At 70.8% G+C, this 17,702-nt stretch carries 17 protein-coding genes; 3 read left to right on the forward strand and 14 right to left on the reverse strand.

Annotation, left to right across the window (positions count from 1 at the left end):
* Genes nuoL through AB0L74_RS20760 form a run of 12 tightly spaced genes read right to left on the reverse strand, consistent with a single transcriptional unit; the run spans nt 1 to nt 12,835 of the window.
* Nucleotides 1–1,971 (reverse strand): NADH-quinone oxidoreductase subunit L, encoded by a 1,971-nt coding sequence (gene nuoL / locus AB0L74_RS20705; protein ID WP_365654088.1) that lies wholly within the window; start codon nt 1,969–1,971, stop codon nt 1–3.
* A gap of 16 nt (nt 1,972–1,987) precedes the next feature.
* Nucleotides 1,988–2,287: an NADH-quinone oxidoreductase subunit NuoK gene (gene nuoK, locus AB0L74_RS20710; protein WP_004927567.1), complete on the reverse strand. Its 300-nt coding sequence runs from the start codon at nt 2,285–2,287 to the stop codon at nt 1,988–1,990.
* Nucleotides 2,284–3,126, reverse strand: coding sequence for an NADH-quinone oxidoreductase subunit J (locus AB0L74_RS20715; protein WP_365654091.1), 843 nt, complete (start codon nt 3,124–3,126; stop codon nt 2,284–2,286). The genes nuoK and AB0L74_RS20715 overlap by 4 nt, the downstream gene beginning before the upstream one ends.
* Entirely contained in the window at nt 3,123–3,773 is a 651-nt protein-coding gene (gene nuoI, locus AB0L74_RS20720) for an NADH-quinone oxidoreductase subunit NuoI (protein WP_365654094.1), read from the reverse strand. The genes AB0L74_RS20715 and nuoI overlap by 4 nt, the downstream gene beginning before the upstream one ends.
* Nucleotides 3,766–5,142 carry an NADH-quinone oxidoreductase subunit NuoH gene (gene nuoH, locus AB0L74_RS20725; protein ID WP_365654097.1) on the reverse strand — a complete coding sequence of 459 codons (1,377 nt, stop codon included), beginning with the start codon at nt 5,140–5,142 and terminating at the stop codon, nt 3,766–3,768. The genes nuoI and nuoH overlap by 8 nt, the downstream gene beginning before the upstream one ends.
* On the reverse strand, nt 5,139–7,643 hold the full coding sequence (locus AB0L74_RS20730) for an NADH-quinone oxidoreductase subunit G (protein WP_365654100.1): 2,505 nt from the start codon (nt 7,641–7,643) through the stop codon (nt 5,139–5,141). The genes nuoH and AB0L74_RS20730 overlap by 4 nt, the downstream gene beginning before the upstream one ends.
* Nucleotides 7,640–8,992 (reverse strand): NADH-quinone oxidoreductase subunit NuoF, encoded by a 1,353-nt coding sequence (gene nuoF / locus AB0L74_RS20735; RefSeq protein ID WP_365654103.1) that lies wholly within the window; start codon nt 8,990–8,992, stop codon nt 7,640–7,642. The genes AB0L74_RS20730 and nuoF overlap by 4 nt, the downstream gene beginning before the upstream one ends.
* On the reverse strand, nt 8,989–9,849 hold the full coding sequence (nuoE, locus tag AB0L74_RS20740; protein ID WP_365654106.1) for an NADH-quinone oxidoreductase subunit NuoE: 861 nt from the start codon (nt 9,847–9,849) through the stop codon (nt 8,989–8,991). The genes nuoF and nuoE overlap by 4 nt, the downstream gene beginning before the upstream one ends.
* Nucleotides 9,846–11,168, reverse strand: coding sequence for an NADH-quinone oxidoreductase subunit D (locus AB0L74_RS20745; RefSeq protein ID WP_365654109.1), 1,323 nt, complete (start codon nt 11,166–11,168; stop codon nt 9,846–9,848). Before AB0L74_RS20745 ends, nuoE begins: the two co-directional genes overlap by 4 nt.
* Entirely contained in the window at nt 11,165–11,911 is a 747-nt protein-coding gene (locus tag AB0L74_RS20750; RefSeq protein WP_365654112.1) for an NADH-quinone oxidoreductase subunit C, read from the reverse strand. Before AB0L74_RS20750 ends, AB0L74_RS20745 begins: the two co-directional genes overlap by 4 nt.
* Entirely contained in the window at nt 11,908–12,462 is a 555-nt protein-coding gene (locus tag AB0L74_RS20755) for an NADH-quinone oxidoreductase subunit B family protein (RefSeq protein ID WP_029381065.1), read from the reverse strand. The genes AB0L74_RS20750 and AB0L74_RS20755 overlap by 4 nt, the downstream gene beginning before the upstream one ends.
* 13 nt (nt 12,463–12,475) lie before the next feature.
* A complete protein-coding gene (locus tag AB0L74_RS20760; RefSeq protein ID WP_073792966.1) occupies nt 12,476–12,835 on the reverse strand; it encodes an NADH-quinone oxidoreductase subunit A in 360 nt (119 codons plus the stop codon).
* 744 nt (nt 12,836–13,579) lie between these two features.
* On the opposite strand from AB0L74_RS20760, the gene AB0L74_RS20765 reads away from it, so the two are divergent.
* On the forward strand, nt 13,580–14,452 hold the full coding sequence (locus AB0L74_RS20765) for a C40 family peptidase (RefSeq protein ID WP_365654116.1): 873 nt from the start codon (nt 13,580–13,582) through the stop codon (nt 14,450–14,452).
* Between the two features lie 131 nt (nt 14,453–14,583).
* On the opposite strand, the gene AB0L74_RS20770 is transcribed toward AB0L74_RS20765, so the two are convergent.
* Complete coding sequence (locus AB0L74_RS20770) at nt 14,584–15,918, reverse strand: geranylgeranyl reductase family protein (RefSeq protein WP_365654118.1); 1,335 nt, start codon at nt 15,916–15,918, stop codon at nt 14,584–14,586.
* Nucleotides 15,919–15,964: 46 nt separating this feature from the next.
* Between AB0L74_RS20770 and AB0L74_RS20775 the strand changes: the two genes are divergently transcribed.
* Nucleotides 15,965–16,468, forward strand: a complete 504-nt coding sequence (locus AB0L74_RS20775) for a GNAT family N-acetyltransferase (protein ID WP_365654122.1) — start codon at nt 15,965–15,967, stop codon at nt 16,466–16,468.
* 126 nt (nt 16,469–16,594) lie between these two features.
* A complete protein-coding gene (locus tag AB0L74_RS20780) occupies nt 16,595–16,963 on the forward strand; it encodes a PASTA domain-containing protein (RefSeq protein ID WP_365654124.1) in 369 nt (122 codons plus the stop codon).
* On the opposite strand, the gene AB0L74_RS20785 is transcribed toward AB0L74_RS20780, so the two are convergent.
* The gene (locus AB0L74_RS20785; RefSeq protein ID WP_365654127.1) at nt 16,950–17,645 is read right to left on the reverse strand and encodes a demethylmenaquinone methyltransferase; all 696 of its coding nucleotides are present in this window, start codon (nt 17,643–17,645) and stop codon (nt 16,950–16,952) included. The two genes, AB0L74_RS20780 and AB0L74_RS20785, sit on opposite strands and share 14 nt — an antisense overlap.
* Between the last annotated feature and the right edge of the window lie 57 nt (nt 17,646–17,702).

A 17,702-nucleotide genomic window follows, 5' to 3' on the forward strand; every position in this document is an offset into this window, starting at 1 on the left:
TCAGACCGCCCTCATCAGCAGGGTCGCGGCGACGAGGACCGCCGCACCGCCGAACATCGAGACCGCGTACGAGCGCGCGAAGCCGTTCTGGAGCCTGCGCATCCGCCCGGACAGGCCGCCGACCGAGGCCGCCGTGCCGTTGACGACGCCGTCGACCAGGGTGTGGTCGACGTACACCAGGGAGCGGGTGAGGTGCTCGCCGCCGCGGACCAGCACGACGTGGTTGAAGTCGTCCTGGAGCAGGTCGCGCCGGGCGGCCCGGGTGAGCAGCGACCCGCGCGGGGCGACCGCCGGGACCGGGCGGCGGCCGTACTGCGCCCAGGCGAGCGCCACGCCGAGGACCATCACGGCGACCGTGGCGAGCGTGACCGTCAGGGCGCTGATCGGCGCGTGGCCGTGGTCGTGGCCGGTGATGGGCTCCAGCCAGTGCAGGAAGCGGTCACCGACACTGAAGAAGGCGCCTGCGGCCACCGATCCGACGGCCAGCACGATCATCGGGACCGTCATGACCTTCGGCGACTCGTGCGGGTGCGGGGCGCTGTACTCGCCGCGCGTCGCGGCGGCCGGCTCCACGTCCGGCTCGGCCGGGGACGGCGTCGGGGCGTTGCGCCAGCGCTCCTCGCCGAAGAACGTCATCAGCATCACGCGCGTCATGTAGTACGCGGTGATGGCCGCGCCGAGCAGGGCCACGGCGCCGAGGATCCAGCCCTCGGTGCCGCCCTTGGCGAAGGACGCCTCGATGATCTTGTCCTTGGAGAAGAAGCCGGACAGGCCCGGGAAGCCGATGATGGCGAGGTAGCCGAGGCCGAAGGTGACGAAGGTGACCGGCATGTACTTCCTCAGGCCGCCGTAGCGGCGCATGTCGACCTCGTCGTTCATGCCGTGCATGACGGAGCCGGCGCCGAGGAACAGCCCGGCCTTGAAGAAGCCGTGCGTCACCAGGTGCATGATCGCGAAGACGTAGCCGATGGGGCCGAGGCCCGCGGCCAGCACCATGTAGCCGATCTGCGACATGGTCGACCCGGCCAGCGCCTTCTTGATGTCGTCCTTCGCGCAACCGACGATCGCACCGAACAGCAGCGTGACCGCGCCCACGATGGCGACGACGAGCTGCGCGTCGGGGGCGCCGTTGAAGATCGCGCCGGAGCGGACGATCAGGTAGACGCCCGCGGTCACCATGGTCGCGGCGTGGATGAGGGCCGAGACCGGGGTGGGGCCCTCCATCGCGTCCCCGAGCCAGGACTGCAACGGCACCTGGGCGGACTTGCCGCAGGCCGCGAGCAGCAGCATCAAGGCGATCGCGGTCAGTTTGCCCTCACCTGCGCTGCCGGCGAGCCCGGCCTCCTCGTGGGTGCCGAGCACCGGCCCGAAGGCGAAGGTGCCGAACCAGAGGAACATCAGCATGATCGCGATCGACAGACCCATGTCGCCGACGCGGTTGACCAGGAACGCCTTCTTCGCGGCCGTGGCGGCACTGGGCTTGTGCTGCCAGAAGCCGATCAGCAGGTAGGAGGCGAGGCCGACGCCCTCCCAGCCGACGTACAGCAGCAGGTAGTTGTCGGCGAGGACGAGGATCAGCATCGCCGCGAGGAACAGGTTCAGATAGCCGAAGAAGCGGCGGCGGCGCTCGTCGTGCTCCATGTACCCGATCGAGTACAGGTGGATCAGGGAGCCGACGCCGGTGATCAGCAGCACGAACGTCATCGAGAGCTGGTCGAGCCGGAAGGCGACGTCGGCCTGGAAGCCCTCGACGGGGATCCAGCTGAACAGGTGCTGCGTCAGGGTGCGGTGGGCGGCGTCCTCGCCGAGCATGTCGGTGAAGAGCACGAGGCCGAGCGCGAACGACACGGCCGCCAGCAGCGTGCCGACCCAGTGGCCGACGGCGTCCAGCCGGCGTCCGCCGCACAGCAGGACCGCCGCGCCGAGCAGGGGCGCCGCCACCAGCAGCGCAATCAGGTTCTCAGTGTTCATTCGGGTCCAGCGCCCCTTACAGCTTCATCAGGCTGGCGTCGTCGACCGAGGCCGAGTGGCGGGAACGGAACAGGGACACGATGATCGCGAGCCCGACCACGACCTCCGCGGCGGCGACGACCATCGTGAAGAACGCGATGATCTGGCCGTCGAGGTTGCCGTGCATCCGGGAGAAGGCGACGAACGCGAGGTTGCACGCGTTGAGCATCAGCTCCACGCACATGAACACGACGATCGCGTTGCGCCGGATCAGCACGCCCGTGGCACCGATCGTGAAGAGCAGGGCCGCGAGATAGAGGTAGTTGACGGGGTTCACTTCGGCGCCTCCTCGGACCGCTTGAAGGTCGCCGGAGCGACGCCCTTGCGCTCCAGGCGCTCCTCGGCGCGCTGCTCCAGGGCCCGCAGGTCGCCCAGGGCCTCCTGCGACACGTCGCGCATCTGGCCGCGCTCGCGCAGCGTCTTGCTGACGGTGAGCTCGGACGGGGTGCCGTCGGGCAGCAGGCCGGCGATGTCGACGGCGTTGTGCCGGGCGTACACCCCGGGCGCGGGCAGCGGCGGCAGGTACGTGCCCTCCCGGACCCGCTGCTCGGCCAGCTCGCGCTGGGTCTTGGCGCGCTCGGTGCGCTCCCGGTGGGTGAGCACCATGGCGCCGACCGCCGCGGTGATGAGCAGGGCGCCGGTGATCTCGAAGGCGAAGACGTACTTCGTGAAGATGAGGGACGCGATGCCCTCCACGTTGCCGCCCGCGTTCGCCTGGCCGATGCCGCTGAACTCCTTGAGGGAGGCGTTGCCGATGCCCGCGATCAGCAGGATGCCGAAGCCGAGCCCGCACAGCAGGGCGAGCCAGCGCTGGCCCCTGATGGTCTCCTTCAGGGAGTCCGCCGCGGTGACGCCGACGAGCATCACCACGAAGAGGAACAGCATCATGATCGCGCCGGTGTAGACGACGATCTGCACGACGCCGAGGAAGTAGGCGCCGTTGGCGAGGTAGAACACCGCCAGCACGATCATGGTCCCGGCCAGGCAGAGCGCGCTGTGCACGGCCTTCTTCATGAAGACGGTGCACAGGGCGCCGATCACGGCGACCGTGCCGAGGACCCAGAACTGGACGGCCTCTCCGGTGGACGTGGAGTAGGCGGCGAGCTGCGCGGTCATCGGCCGATCACCTTCTTCGAAGCCGGTTCCTCCGCGCCGAAGGTGGAGGCGGCCTCCTGGACGACCTCGCCCTCGGAGTGGGCGTCCTGGCGCGTCGTCCCGGGCGCGGCCCCGGTCACCGCTCCCCGGTAGTAGTCCTGTTCGTCCGTGCCGGGGTACATGGCGTGCGGCGGCTCGACCATGCCCTCCTCCAGGCCGGCGAGGAGCTGTTCCTTGGTGTAGATGAGGTCGGCGCGGCTGGAGTCCGCCAGCTCGAACTCGTTGGTCATCGTCAGCGCGCGCGTGGGGCACGCCTCGATGCACAGCCCGCACAGGATGCAGCGGGCGTAGTTGATCTGGTAGACGCGGCCGTACCGCTCGCCCGGGGAGTAGCGCTCCTCGTCGGTGTTGTCCGCGCCCTCGACATAGATCGCGTCCGCCGGGCACGCCCAGGCGCACAGCTCGCAGCCGACGCACTTCTCCAGGCCGTCCGGATGGCGGTTGAGCTGGTGCCGTCCGTGGAAGCGCGGAGCGGTGGTCTTCTGCTGCTCCGGGTACTGCTCGGTCAGCCGCTTCTTGAACATGGCCTTGAAGGTCACGCCGAAGCCGGCCACCGGGTTCTGGAAGCCGGGCTTGGCCTGCCCGGCCTCCTGGGGCTCCTCAGCCATCGGACGCCTCCTTTCCATCCGTAGATCCGCCCAGAGATTCGTCACTCTGAGTATCGGGCCCGCCACTGACAATCAGCTCCCGCTCCCGGCGCGGGCGGCGGCGCGGCACCGGCGGCAACTCCTGCCCGGGCAGCGGCGGTACGGGGAACCCGCCGGCCATCGGATCGAAGGCGGCCGGCTCCCCGGCCGGCGGCTCGGCCCGCTTGGCCTTGTCGCGGTACATGTCGGCGACGAAGGACAGCAGCAGCACGGCGAGGACGCCGGCGGCGACGTAGAGGGCGATGTCGGCGAAGTCGTAGTTCTCGTTCCTGAGGGCCCGGATGGTGGCGACGAGCATCAGCCACACCAGGGAGACCGGGATGAGGACCTTCCAGCCGAGCTTCATCAGCTGGTCATAGCGGACGCGCGGGAGCGTGCCGCGCAGCCAGACGAAGAAGAACAGCAGCAGCTGGACCTTGACGACGAACCAGAGCAGCGGCCACCAGCCGTGGTTGGCGCCCTCCCAGAAGGTGCTGACGGGCCAGGGCGCCCGCCAGCCGCCGAGGAAGAGGGTGGCGGTCACCGCCGAGACCGTCACCATGTTCACGTACTCGGCGAGCATGAACATCGCGAACTTGATCGACGAGTACTCCGTGTTGAAGCCGCCGACCAGATCGCCTTCGGACTCCGGCATGTCGAAGGGGGCGCGGTTGGTCTCGCCGACCATCGTGACGATGTACAGGAGGAAGGAGACCGGCAGCAGCAGGATGTACCAGCGGTCGGCCTGCTGCTCGACGATCGCCGACGTCGACATCGAGCCCGAGTAGAGGAACACCGAGGCGAACGCGGCGCCCATGGCGATCTCGTAGGAGATCATCTGCGCGCAGGAGCGGAGCCCGCCGAGCAGCGGGTACGTCGATCCCGAGCTCCAGCCCGCCAGCACGATGCCGTAGATGCCGACCGAGGCGACCGCGAGGATGTACAGCATCGCGATCGGCAGGTCGGTGAGCTGCATGGTGGTGCGCTGGCCGAAGATGGAGATCTCGTTGCCGGAGGGGCCGAAGGGGATCACCGCGATCGCCATGAAGGCCGGGATGGCCGCGACGATCGGCGCGAGGACGTACACCGCCTTGTCGGCGCGTTTGACGACGACGTCCTCCTTGAGCATCAGCTTGATGCCGTCGGCGAGCGACTGGAGCATGCCCCAGGGGCCGTGCCGGTTGGGGCCGATGCGCAGCTGCATCCAGGCGACGACCTTGCGCTCCATGACGATGGCGATCAGCACGGTCACCATCAGGAAGGCGAAGCAGAACACCGCCTTGACGGCGACCAGCCACCACGGGTCGCGGCCGAACATCGAGAGGTCTTCAGCGGCGAGGTACGGGCTCATGCCTCCACCTCCTGGGGAGCCTCGCCGGCGGTCTTCGCCGGGCCGATGCGGACCAGGGAGCCGGGCAGCGCCCCGGTGTCGGCGGCGACGCCGCCGCCGGTGGAGTTCAGCGGGAGCCACACCACGCGGTCGGGCATCTCGGTGATCCGCAGCGGGAGCGCGACGGATCCGGCGGGACCGGTCACCGCGAGGACGTCGCCGTCGCCGACGCCCGCCTCGGCGGCCGTGGCGGGCGACACGCGCGCGTGTGCGGCGTGCCGGGTCCCGGCGAGCGCCTCGTCGCCCTCCTGGAGCAGGCCCTGGTCGAGCAGGAGCCGGTGCCCGGCGAGCACCGCCTCCCCGGCGGCCGGCCGGGGCAGCGCGCCCGCCGTCTCCAGGGGCTCGGTGGCCCGCGGGCCGTCCCAGACGCCGAGCCGGTCCAGTTCCGCGCGCACGGTCCGCAGGTCGGGCAGGCCCAGGTGGACGTCCATGGCGTCGGCGAGCATCTGGAGCACCCGCGCGTCGGTGGGCGGCAGCCGGTGCGTCATCTGGTCGGGCTTGAGCGCCGCCTCGAAGAAGCGGGCCCGGCCCTCCCAGTTGAGGAAGGTCCCGGCCTTCTCCGCGACCGCCGCCACGGGCAGCACCACGTCGGCGAGTCGGCTGACCTCGCTGGGCCGCAGCTCCAGCGAGACCAGGAACCCGGCCTCGGCGAGCGCGGCACGCGCGCGGTCCGGGTCGGGCAGGTCGGCCACCTCCACGCCCGCCACCAGCAGCGCCTGGAGCTGGCCGGTGGCGGCGGCCTCGATGATCTGGCCGGTGTCGCGGCCGTAGCGGTGCGGCAGTCCGGCGACGCCCCAGACGGCGGCGACCTCCTCCCGCGCGCGCGGGTCGGTGGCCGGCCGGCCGCCCGGCAGCAGCGACGGCAGCGCACCCGCCTCGATGGCACCGCGCTCGCCCGCCCGGCGCGGGATCCACACCAGGCGGGCGCCGGTCGCGGCGGCGGCCCGCACGGCCGCGGTGAGACCGCCGGCGACGCCCGCCAGGCGCTCACCGACGACGATCACGGCGCCCTCGGCGCGCAGCGCCTCGGCGGCCCGGCCGCCGTCCTCGTCCAGCCCGACGCCCCCGGCGAGCGCGTCCAGCCACTCGGTCTCGGTGCCGGGAGCGGCCGGCAGCAGCGTGCCCCCGGCCTTCTCCAGGCCCCGCGTGGCGTGCGTGGCCAGCGCGAACACCCGCTGTCCGTGCCCCCGCCACGCCTTGCGCAGCCGCAGGAAGACGCCGGGCGCCTCCTCCTCGGCCTCGAAGCCGGCCAGCAGCACGGCGGGCGCCTTCTCCAGCGCGGCGTACGTGACCCCGTCGCCGTCGAGGTCCCGGCCGTGCCCGGCGACCCGGGCGGCCAGGAAGTCGGCCTCCTCGCCGCTGTGCACGCGCGCGCGGAAGTCGATGTCGTTGGTGTCGAGCGCCACGCGCGCGAACTTGCTGTACGCGTAGGCGTCCTCCACGGTGAGCCGCCCGCCGGTCAGGACGCCGGTGCGGCCCCGGGAGGCGAGCAGCCCCTGCGCGGCGATCTGGAGGGCGTCCGGCCAGGAGGCCGGTGCCAGCTCGCCCTCCGCGTTGCGCACCAGCGGCGTCTGGAGCCGGTCCCGCTGCTGCGCGTACCGGAACGCGAAGCGCCCCTTGTCGCAGATCCACTCCTCGTTGACCTCGGGGTCGTGGGCGGCCAGGCGCCGCATGACCTTGCCGCGCCGGTGGTCGGTGCGGGTGGCGCAGCCGCCGGAGCAGTGCTCGCACACCGACGGCGAGGAGACCAGGTCGAAGGGGCGGGAGCGGAACCGGTACGCCGCCGAGGTCAGCGCGCCGACGGGGCAGATCTGGATGGTGTTGCCGGAGAAGTACGACTCGAACGGGTCGCCCTCGCCGGTGCCGACCTGCTGGAGCGCGCCCCGCTCGACCAGCTCGATCATCGGGTCGCCCGCGATCTGGTGGGAGAAGCGGGTGCAGCGGGCGCACAGCACGCACCGCTCCCGGTCGAGCAGCACCTGCGTGGAGATCGGCACGGGCTTCTCGTACGTCCGCTTCCTGCCCTCGAAGCGGGACTCGGCGTTGCCGTGCGACATGGCCTGGTTCTGGAGCGGGCACTCGCCGCCCTTGTCGCAGACCGGGCAGTCCAGCGGGTGGTTGATGAGCAGCAGCTCCATCACGCCCTTTTGCGCCTTCTCGGCGACGGGCGAGGTCAGGTGGGTCTTCACCACCATCCCGTCCGTGCAGGTGATGGTGCAGGACGCCATGGGCTTGCGCTGGCCCTCGACCTCGACGATGCACTGGCGGCAGGCGCCGGCCGGGTCGAGGAGCGGGTGGTCGCAGAACCGGGGGATCTCGATGCCGAGCTGCTCGGCGGCCCGGATGACCAGGGTGCCCTTGGGCACGCTGATCTCGATGCCGTCGATCGTCAGCGTCACGAGGTCTTCCGGCGGGAGCGCAGCCTCGCCCCCCGGGGAGGGAGCGCTGGTGGTCACAGTCATGCGTTCACCTCCGTACGGTGATCGGCCCAGGCCGTGGACTTGGCGGGGTCGAAGGGGCAGCCGCGGCCCGTGATGTGCTGCTCGTACTCCTCGCGGAAGTACTTGAGCGAGGAGAAGATCGGCGAGGCGGCGCCGTCGCCGAGGGCGCAGAAGGACTTGCCGTTGATGTTGTCGGCGATGTCGTTCAGCTTGTCGAGGTCGGACATGGCGCCCTTGCCGGCCTCGATGTCGCGCAGCAGCTGCACGAGCCAGTACGTGCCCTCGCGGCAGGGCGTGCACTTGCCGCAGGACTCGTGGGCGTAGAACTCGGTCCAGCGGGTGACGGCGCGGACGACGCAGGTCGTCTCGTCGAAGCACTGGAGGGCCTTCGTGCCGAGCATGGAACCCGCGGCGCCCACCCCTTCGTAGTCGAGGGGGACGTCGAGGTGCTCGTCGGTGAACATCGGGGTCGAGGAGCCGCCCGGGGTCCAGAACTTCAGGCGGTGCCCGGGGCGCATGCCGCCGCTCATCTCCAGGAGCTGGCGCAGCGTGATCCCGAGCGGCGCCTCGTACTGGCCGGGGCTGGCGACGTGGCCGGAGAGGGAGTAGAGCGTGAAGCCCGGGGACTTCTCGCTGCCCAGCGAGCGGAACCACTCCTTGCCCCGGTGCATGATCGCGGGAACCGAGGCGATCGACTCGACGTTGTTCACCACGGTGGGGCACGCGTACAGGCCCGCGACGGCGGGGAAGGGGGGACGCAGCCGCGGCTGTCCGCGCCGGCCTTCGAGCGAGTCCAGCAGCGCGGTCTCCTCACCGCAGATGTACGCGCCCGCGCCCGCGTGCACGGTGAGTTCGAGGTCGAGTCCGCTGCCGAGGATGTCGGTGCCGAGGTAGCCCGCCGCGTACGCCTCGCGCACGGCCGCGTGCAGCCGCCGCAGGACGGGGACGACCTCTCCCCGCAGATAGATGAAGGCGTGCGAGGACCGGATGGCGTAGCACGCGATCACGATGCCCTCGATGAGGCTGTGCGGGTTGGCGAACAGGAGCGGGATGTCCTTGCAGGTGCCCGGCTCGGATTCGTCGGCGTTGACCACCAGGTAGTGGGGCTTGCCGTCCCCTTGCGGGATGAACTGCCACTTCATTCCCGTGGGGAAGCCGGCGCCGCCGCGTCCGCGCAGGCCGGAGTCCTTCACGTAGGCGATCACCTCGTCCGGTGACATGGCCAGCGCCGCGCGCAGCCCCTCGTACCCCTCGTGCCGCCGGTAGACGTCGAGCGTCCAGGACCTGTCCTCGTCCCAGAAGGCCGACAGCACGGGTGCGAGCAGCTTCTCCGGGCTGGTGTCCTTGATCTGGGTTGCCAAGGTCATCACTCCCCCTCCTCGGCGGTGGGACCGGCGGGGTGCGCGGGGTCGGAGGCCGAGGTGTCCTGGGGCGCGTCGTGCGAGCTCAGGTGCTCGGCCGGGGACGGGTCGTGCGGCGGTGCGTCCTGGGATGCCGCGCCGCGCGGGTGCACCACGCGCGCGGGAGCGCTCTCGCCCTTGGCCAGCTTCAGGCCGACGAGGGAGGCGGGGCCGGCGCTGCCGCCCGCCTCGACGGCGCCCTCGCGCTCGTCGGGGAAGCCGGCCAGGATCCGCGCCGTCTCCTTGAAGGTGCACAGCGGCGCTCCGCGCGTGGGCGTGACCGGCCGTCCCGCGCGCAGGTCGTCGACGAGCCGCCGAGCGCTGTCCGGGGTCTGGTTGTCGAAGAACTCCCAGTTGACCATCACGACCGGCGCGTAGTCGCAGGCCGCGTTGCACTCGATGTGCTCCAGGGTGACCTTGCCGTCGTCGGTGGTCTCGCCGTTGCCGACGCCCAGGTGCTCCTGGAGCTCTTCGAAGATGGCGTCGCCGCCCATGACGGCGCACAGGGTGTTGGTGCAGACCCCGACCTGGTAGTCGCCGCTGGGCTTGCGCCGGTACATGGTGTAGAAGGTGGCGACCGCGGTGACCTCGGCCGTGGTCAGGCCGAGCATGTCCGCGCAGAACCGCATGCCGGTGCGGGTGACGTGGCCCTCCTCCGACTGCACCAGGTGCAGCAGCGGCAGCAGGGCGGAGCGGGAGTCCGGGTAGCGGGCGATGACCTCGCGCGCGTCGGCCTCCAGACGGACGCGGACGTCGTCCGGGTAGGCGGGCGCGGGCGGTTCCGGCATGCCCAGGCTGACGCCCCGCTCCGAGGATGAGGTGGTCACCGGTCGACGCCTCCCATCACGGGGTCGATGGACGCGACGGCGACGATGACGTCGGCGACCTGGCCGCCCTCGCACATCGCCGCCATGGCCTGAAGATTGGTGAAGGACGGGTCGCGGAAGTGGACCCGGTAGGGGCGGGTGCCGCCGTCGGAGACGACATGCGCCCCGAGCTCGCCCTTGGGCGATTCGACCGCCGCGTACGCCTGTCCCGGCGGGACGCGGAAGCCCTCGGTGACCAGCTTGAAGTGGTGGATCAGGGCCTCCATGGAGGTGCCCATGATCTTCTTGATGTGGTCGAGGGAGTTGCCGAGCCCGTCCGGCCCCAGGGCGAGCTGGGCGGGCCAGGCGATCTTCTTGTCGGCGACCATGACCGGGCCGGGCTGGAGCCGGTCCAGGCACTGCTCGATGATCCGCAGGGACTGGCGCATCTCCTCCAGGCGGATCAGGAAGCGGCCGTAGGCGTCGCAGGTGTCGGCGGTCGGCACCTCGAAGTCGTACGTCTCGTAACCGCAGTACGGCTGTGCCTTGCGCAGGTCGTGCGGCAGGCCGGTGGAGCGCAGGACCGGACCGGTGGCGCCGAGGGCCATGCAGCCGGCCAGGTCCAGGTAGCCGATGTCCTGCATCCGGGCCTTGAAGATGGGGTTCCCGGTGGCGAGCTTGTCGTACTCCGGGAGGTTCTTCTTCATCTGCTTCACGAACTCGCGGATCCGGTCCACCGCGCCGGGCGGCAGGTCCTGGGCGAGTCCGCCGGGGCGGATGTAGGCGTGGTTCATCCGCAGGCCGGTGATCAGCTCGTAGATGTCGAGGATGAGTTCCCGGTCGCGGAAGCCGTAGATCATGATCGTGGTGGCACCGAGCTCCATGCCGCCGGTGGCGATGCACACCAGGTGCGACGACATCCGGTTCAGCTCCATCAGGAGCACCCGGATGACCGAGGCCCGGTCCGGCACCTCGTCCTCGATGCCGAGGAGCTTCTCGACGCCCAGGCAGTACGCCGTCTCGTTGAAGAACGGCGTCAGGTAGTCCATGCGCGTCACGAACGTGGTGCCCTGGGTCCACGTGCGGTACTCGAGGTTCTTCTCGATGCCGGTGTGCAGGTAGCCGATGCCGCAGCGGGCCTCGGTGACGGTCTCGCCGTCGATCTCCAGGATCAGGCGGAGCACGCCGTGCGTGGAGGGGTGCTGCGGGCCCATGTTGACGATGAGGCGCTCGTCGTCGGCGCGGGCCGCGGACTGGACGACCTCGTCCCAGTCGCCGCCGGTGACCGTGTAGACGGTGCCCTCGGTGGTCTCCCGGGGAGAGGCGTGTGACGTGCTCATGAGTACGACCTCCGCTGGTCCGGAGCCGGGATCTGGGCGCCCTTGTACTCGACGGGGATGCCGCCGAGGGGGTAGTCCTTGCGTTGCGGGTGGCCCTGCCAGTCGTCCGGCATCATGATCCGCGTCAGGGCCGGGTGACCGTCGAAGACGATGCCGAAGAAGTCGTACGTCTCGCGCTCGTGCCAGTCGTTGGTCGGGTAGACGGAGAACAGCGACGGGATGTGCGGATCGGCGTCCGGACAGCTCACCTCCAGGCGGATCACCCGGTTGTGGGTGATCGAGCGCAGGTGGTAGACGGCGTGCAGCTCGCGCCCCCTGTCGTTCGGGTAGTGGACGCCGCTGACGCCGGTGCACAGCTCGAAGCGGAGCGCCGGGTCGTCGCGCAGGGTGCGGGCGACGCGGACCAGGTGCTCGCGCTCGATGTGGAAGGTCAGCTCGCCGCGGTCGACGACCGTCTTCTCGATGGCGTTGCCGGGCAGCAGGCCCTGCTCCTCCAGCGCGCCCTCCAGCTCGTCGGCGACCTCGTCGAACCAGCCGCCGTACGGCCTGCTCGCCGGCCCCGGGAGTCGGACCGAGCGGACCAGGCCGCCGTAGCCGGAGGTGTCGCCGCCGTTGTCCGCGCCGAACATGCCGCGCTGGACGCGGATCTCCTCGCCGCCCTGGCCGCGCTGGCCGGGGAGGTTGTCGGCGGAGAGCGCCTTCTCCGGGTTGACGCCGTCGGCGTCCTTGTGCGCGTCGCTCACCGCAGCAGCCCCTTCATCTCGATCGTGGGCAGGGCCTTGAGCGCCGCTTCCTCCGCCTCGCGGGCCGCCTCCTCGGCGTTCACGCCCAGCTTGGAGTTCTGGATCTTGTGGTGGAGCTTGAGGATGGCGTCCATCAGCATCTCGGGCCGCGGCGGGCAGCCGGGGAGGTAGATGTCGACCGGGACGATGTGGTCGACGCCCTGGACGATCGCGTAGTTGTTGAACATGCCGCCCGAGGAGGCGCACACGCCCATGGAGATCACCCACTTGGGGTTCGGCATCTGGTCGTAGACCTGCCGCAGCACCGGCGCCATCTTCTGGCTGACCCGGCCCGCGACGATCATCAGGTCCGCCTGGCGCGGCGAGCCGCGGAAGACCTCCATGCCGAAGCGCGCCAGGTCGTAGCGGCCGGCGCCGGTGGTCATCATCTCGATGGCGCAGCAGGCGAGGCCGAACGTGGCGGGGAAGACCGACGACTTCCGCACCCAGCCCGCGGCCTGCTCGACGGTGGTGAGCAGGAATCCGCTCGGCAGCTTTTCTTCGAGTCCCATGACTAAAGGCCCCTCAGTCCCATTCCAGGCCGCCGCGCCGCCATACGTACGCGTACGCGACGAAGACGGTGAGCACGAAGAGCAGCATCTCCACGAGCCCGAAAAGCCCCAGGGCGTCGAAGCTGACCGCCCAGGGGTAGAGGAAGACGATCTCGATATCGAAGATGATGAAGAGCATCGCCGTCAGGTAGTACTTGATGGGGAAGCGCCCGCCGCCGGCCGGCGTGGGGGTCGGCTCGATGCCGCACTCGTAGGCCTCGAGCTTCGCCCGGTTGTACCGCTTCGGACCGATCAGCGTGGCCATCACCACGGAGAAGATCGCAAAGCCTGCCCCGAGGGCTCCCAGTACGAGGATGGGCGCATACGCGTTCACCGCTCCTCGCTCCTCTCAGTCGGCACTGACTGCTGGCGGTTGCACTGGACTCACAGCCGCCTCAGCAGTCCCACGAACCCCGCTGGTTCCCGGCGAAGATCGCGAACATGTGAAGCAGGTCACAAGCCCAACTGCCTCGCATCTTATGCCTGCCACTCTGTGATCTGCGACACGGGGTATCCCACGAGCTTTGTGATCTCCACCACCTGACGAAGGATCATGAAGTCGGATGAGCGGCGATCTTCGCACAGGAAGCATCCGAGCGGTCACGATATGTGACAAATTCACTCGTCGCCGCTGGTCAGGCGGTTCGTCTCACTATCAAGAGTCTTCCCTTGCATGCAAATTGGCGCTGGACTTGATCTCTTGATAGAGGGCTCCTGCACGCATCAGAGGGAGGGCGGAGCGGGACAGGGACGCGTGCGCGCGTTCACGAACTCCGCCCGGCGCGAGCGCGCGCGCCCGACGCGGCCATGACGGTAATCGTTCCGTGACCTCCGCCACATCCATGAGAGCTCTGTGAAAGCGGGGGTTGGCCATCTGCCCCAACAAGTGGTAAGCGAAGGGCAATTCGGGCGTATCGACGAAAGTCCGTGATCACAGGGGGGTTACGTCGCGTCCGCAATGTCCGTTACGGCGTCAATAAAGGGCGACACGCCCGGGATTCGGGGGGCTGGATGGGCAACTGTGGCGGACGACACGTTTCTTGAAGGTATGAAGGAGCCCCTGGTACCGCTTGTACTCATGTCCCACACCGCTCACATACGCAGCCACCGGAAGCCCCGCCGCAGCGCGTCGACCATCGCCGTGCGGGCCGGAGTTGCCGGTGGCGTCCTCAGCACCCTGGCAGTGGCCGGGGCGTCCGGTCCGGCCAACGCGGCCGAACCGGTGACGCAGACCCTTGAGCTGCCCACCCTGACGGCCGACCTGGCCGCTCAGGTCGCCCAGTCCGCGGACGCCACCCAGCAGGCGGCCGCGAACTACGAGCTGCGGGCCGAGCGCGACGCGGCCGCCGCCCAGGCCGCCAAGGAGGCCAAGGCGGACCTGGCCGAGGCCAAGAAGAAGGCCGCGGAGGAGAAGCGGAAGGCCGAGGAGGCCGCCCGCAAGGCCGCCGCCGAGCGCGCCTCGCGCGACGCCGAGCGGGCCGCGCTCAGCGCCTCCGTGGAGATCTCCGCCGAGTCCGGATCGGGCTCCGGCTCCGGCTCCGGCTCCGCCTCCGCGAGCGTCGACGCGAGCGCCGGCGTGAGCACCTCCACCGCCTCCGGTTCGGCCGCCGCGGTCGTCGCCTTCGTCCGGGCGCAGGTCGGCGACGCCTACGTCTCCGGCGGCACCGGCCCGAACTCCTGGGACTGCTCCGGCCTGGTGCAGGCCGCCTTCCGCCAGGTCGGCATCGACCTGCCGCGTGTCTCGCAGGCCCAGTCGACCGCGGGCACCCAGGTGTCGCTGAGCAACCTCCAGCCGGGCGACATCCTGTACTGGGGCGGCGCGGGCAGCGCCTACCACGTGGGCGTGTACGTCGGTGACGGCATGTTCGTCGGCGCGCAGAACCCGTCCACCGGCGTCGCCCTGAAGTCCCTGTCGTACGACCCGCCGAGCGGCGCGGTGCGCGTGCTGTAAGGCGCGGACGCACCCGTACGCCACGGACTTACCCGTACGCGCGGATACGACCGTACGAAGGGCCGCACCCGTTTCCGGGGTGCGGCCCTTCGGGCTGTGCGTCCGCGCGGTACGTCGCCGTAGGAGCGGGGTCAGGCCTTCGGCGCCACCTTGGTCAGGCCGTTGATGATGCGGTCCATCGCGTCGCCGCCGGTCGGGTCGGTCAGGTTGGCGAGGAGCTTGAGGGTGAACTTCATCAGCAGCGGGTGGGTGAGGCCGCGCTGGGCGGCGATCTGCATGACCTTCGGGTTGCCGATGAGCTTCACGAAGGCGCGGCCGAGCGTGTAGTAGCCGCCGTAGGTGTCCTTCAGGACGCGCGGGTAGCGCTGGAGGGCCCGCTCGCGCCCGTCCGGCGTCGTGCGCGCGTGGGCCTGGACGATGACGTCGGCGGCGATCTGGCCGGACTCCATGGCGTAGGCGATGCCCTCGCCGTTGAAGGGGTTCACCAGACCGCCGGCGTCGCCGACGAGGAGCAGGCCGCGCGTGTAGTGCGGCTGCCGGTTGAAGGCCATGGGGAGGGCCGCGCCGCGGATCGGGCCGGTCATGTTCTCCGGGGTGTAGCCCCAGTCCTCGGGCATGGAGGCGCACCACGCCTTCAGGACCTCGCGCCAGTCCAGCTCCTTGAAGGAGTCGGAGGTGTTGAGGACGCCGAGGCCGACGTTGGACGTGCCGTCGCCCATGCCGAAGATCCAGCCGTAGCCGGGCAGCAGCCGGTCCTGGGGGCCGCGGCGGTCCCACAGTTCCAGCCAGGACTCCAGGTAGTCGTCGTCGTGGCGCGGGGAGGTGAAGTAGGTGCGGACCGCGACGCCCATCGGGCGGTCCTCGCGGCGATGCAGGCCCATCGCCAGGGAGAGCCGGGTGGAGTTGCCGTCGGCGGCGACGACCAGCGGCGCGTGGAAGGTGACCTCCCGCTTCTCCTCGCCGAGTTTGGCGCGGACGCCGGTGATGCGCCCGGTGCGGTCGTCGACGACCGGGGCGCCGACGTTGCAGCGCTCGTAGAGGCGGGCGCCCGCCTTCTGGGCCTGCCGGGCGAGCTGCTCGTCGAAGTCGTCGCGCTTGCGGACCAGGCCGTAGTCGGGGAAGGAGGCGAGTTCCGGCCAGTCGAGCTGGAGGCGGACACCGCCGCCGATGATGCGCAGGCCCTTGTTGCGCAGCCAGCCGGCCTCTTCGGAGACGTCGATGCCCATCGCCACGAGCTGCTTGACGGCGCGCGGGGTGAGCCCGTCACCGCAGACCTTCTCGCGCGGGAACTCCGTCTTTTCCAGCAGCAGTACGTCGAGCCCGGCCCTGGCCAGGTGGTACGCGGTCGTGGAGCCGGCTGGCCCCGCGCCCACGACGATCACATCGGCGGTGTTGTCGGAGAGGGGCTCGGTCACGGCGGGATCTCCCCAGGGCTCGAAATCTGCGTGCCGACCGGCACTGGACATGGGCAGTCTATTCAGGATCATCGATCACCGGCTGAAGGGCTGCCCCGTGAACCGAGCTCTCCCCGTGGTACGGCTCCGTGTCCCCACCCATGAGGACGCGGTCGCCTGGCATCGGGTGTTCGACCACCCGGACGTCATGGAGTTCCACGGCGGCAGGTCCGCCGAACTGTCCGTCTACGAGGAGTTGACCGCCCGCCAGCGCCGGCACGACGCCGAGCGCGGGTTCTGCCTGTGGACCGTGCTCGACGAGGCCGGGGACGTCGTCGGCTTCACGGGCGCCCAGCCCTGGCCGTGGGACTGGGGCCCGGCGGGCGACATCGAGATCGGCTGGCGGCTGGGGCGGGCCCACTGGGGCCGGGGGTACGTCACGGCGGCGGCCCGGGAGACGCTGCGACGGCTGCGCGCGGCGGGCGTGCCGGGCGTGGTGGCCATGGTCGACGCCCGCAACGCCCGCTCGCTCGCGGTCACCCGGCGGCTGGGCATGAACCTCGCGGAGGTCTACACGACCCCGACCCGGCGGGAGGGGCACTGCTACCGGCTCGCCCTGTGACACGGACGCCGGCACCCGCGCCCTGCGACAGTGACACACTGTAGTCGATTGTCACAGAACGCCATCCGGCGCTTCCGGCGGTACGCCGGCGGAGTTACGCTGCCCGTACCGCTGGGGGTGACGTCCGTGCGCCTGACACCCAAGACACCGGAAGTGCGCGTGCCGCGCCTGGTCGGCCTGATGGCCGTGGACGCGCGGGCGGCGGCCCGCGCCCAGGGCCTCGTCCTCGACGCGCCGGACCGGCCCGACTTCCACCTCGCCGTCGTCGACTACGTCGTACGCCAGTACCCGCGGCCCGGGACCGAGGTGCCGCGCGAGACGACGGTCCACGTGTGGTTCGACTTCCCCGACGGCGAGGGCGGCGGGGGCGTGCGCGAACCGCGCGTGCCGGGTCCGCCCGGCGGCGGGATGCGGCGCGTCCTGGAGGAGCCGGAGGCTCCCCGCCAGGGCCCCGCTGATCCGTCGGAAGGGCCCTGGGTCCTCAGCCCGCCTTGAACCCCCGGTGCAGCGCCACCACGCCGCCGGTGAGGTTGCGCCAGGCCACCTTCGTCCAGCCGGCCTCGCGCAGGCGCGCGGCGAGGGCGGGCTGGTCGGGCCAGGCGCGGATGGACTCGGCGAGGTAGACGTAGGCGTCCGGGTTGGAGGAGACCGCGCGGGCGGCCGGCGGCAGGGCCCGCATCAGGTACTCGGTGTAGACGGTGCGGAACGGCGCCCACGTCGGGTGCGAGAACTCGCAGATGACGACGCGTCCGCCGGGCCGCGTCACCCGGTGCAGCTCGCGCAGGGCGGCGTCCGTGTCGTGCACGTTGCGCAGCCCGAAGGAGATCGTCACCGCGTCGAAGGTGTCGTCCTTGAAGGGCAGCCGGGTGGCGTCGCCGGCCGTGAACGGCAGCCAGGAGTGCCGCTGCTTGCCGACCCGCAGCATGCCGAGGGAGAAGTCGCAGGGCACGACGTAGGCGCCGGTGCGGGCGAAGGGGAGCGAGGAGGTCGCCGTGCCGGCGGCCAGGTCCAGCACCTTCTGCGCCGGGCGGGCGTCGACGGCGCGGGCGACCTCCTTGCGCCACAGCCGGGCCTGGCCGAGCGAGAGCACGTCGTTGGTCAGGTCGTACCGTTCCGCCACGTCGTCGAACATCGAGGCGACTTCGTGCGGCTGCTTGTCCAGGGAAGCGCGGGTCACGGGCCCATTGTGGCAGCAAGGGGTACGGCGGCACGGCAGCGGCCTCGGCTTCCGGTG

This window comes from Streptomyces sp. NPDC052020, from assembly GCF_040680575.1.
Taxonomy (GTDB): domain Bacteria; phylum Actinomycetota; class Actinomycetes; order Streptomycetales; family Streptomycetaceae; genus Streptomyces.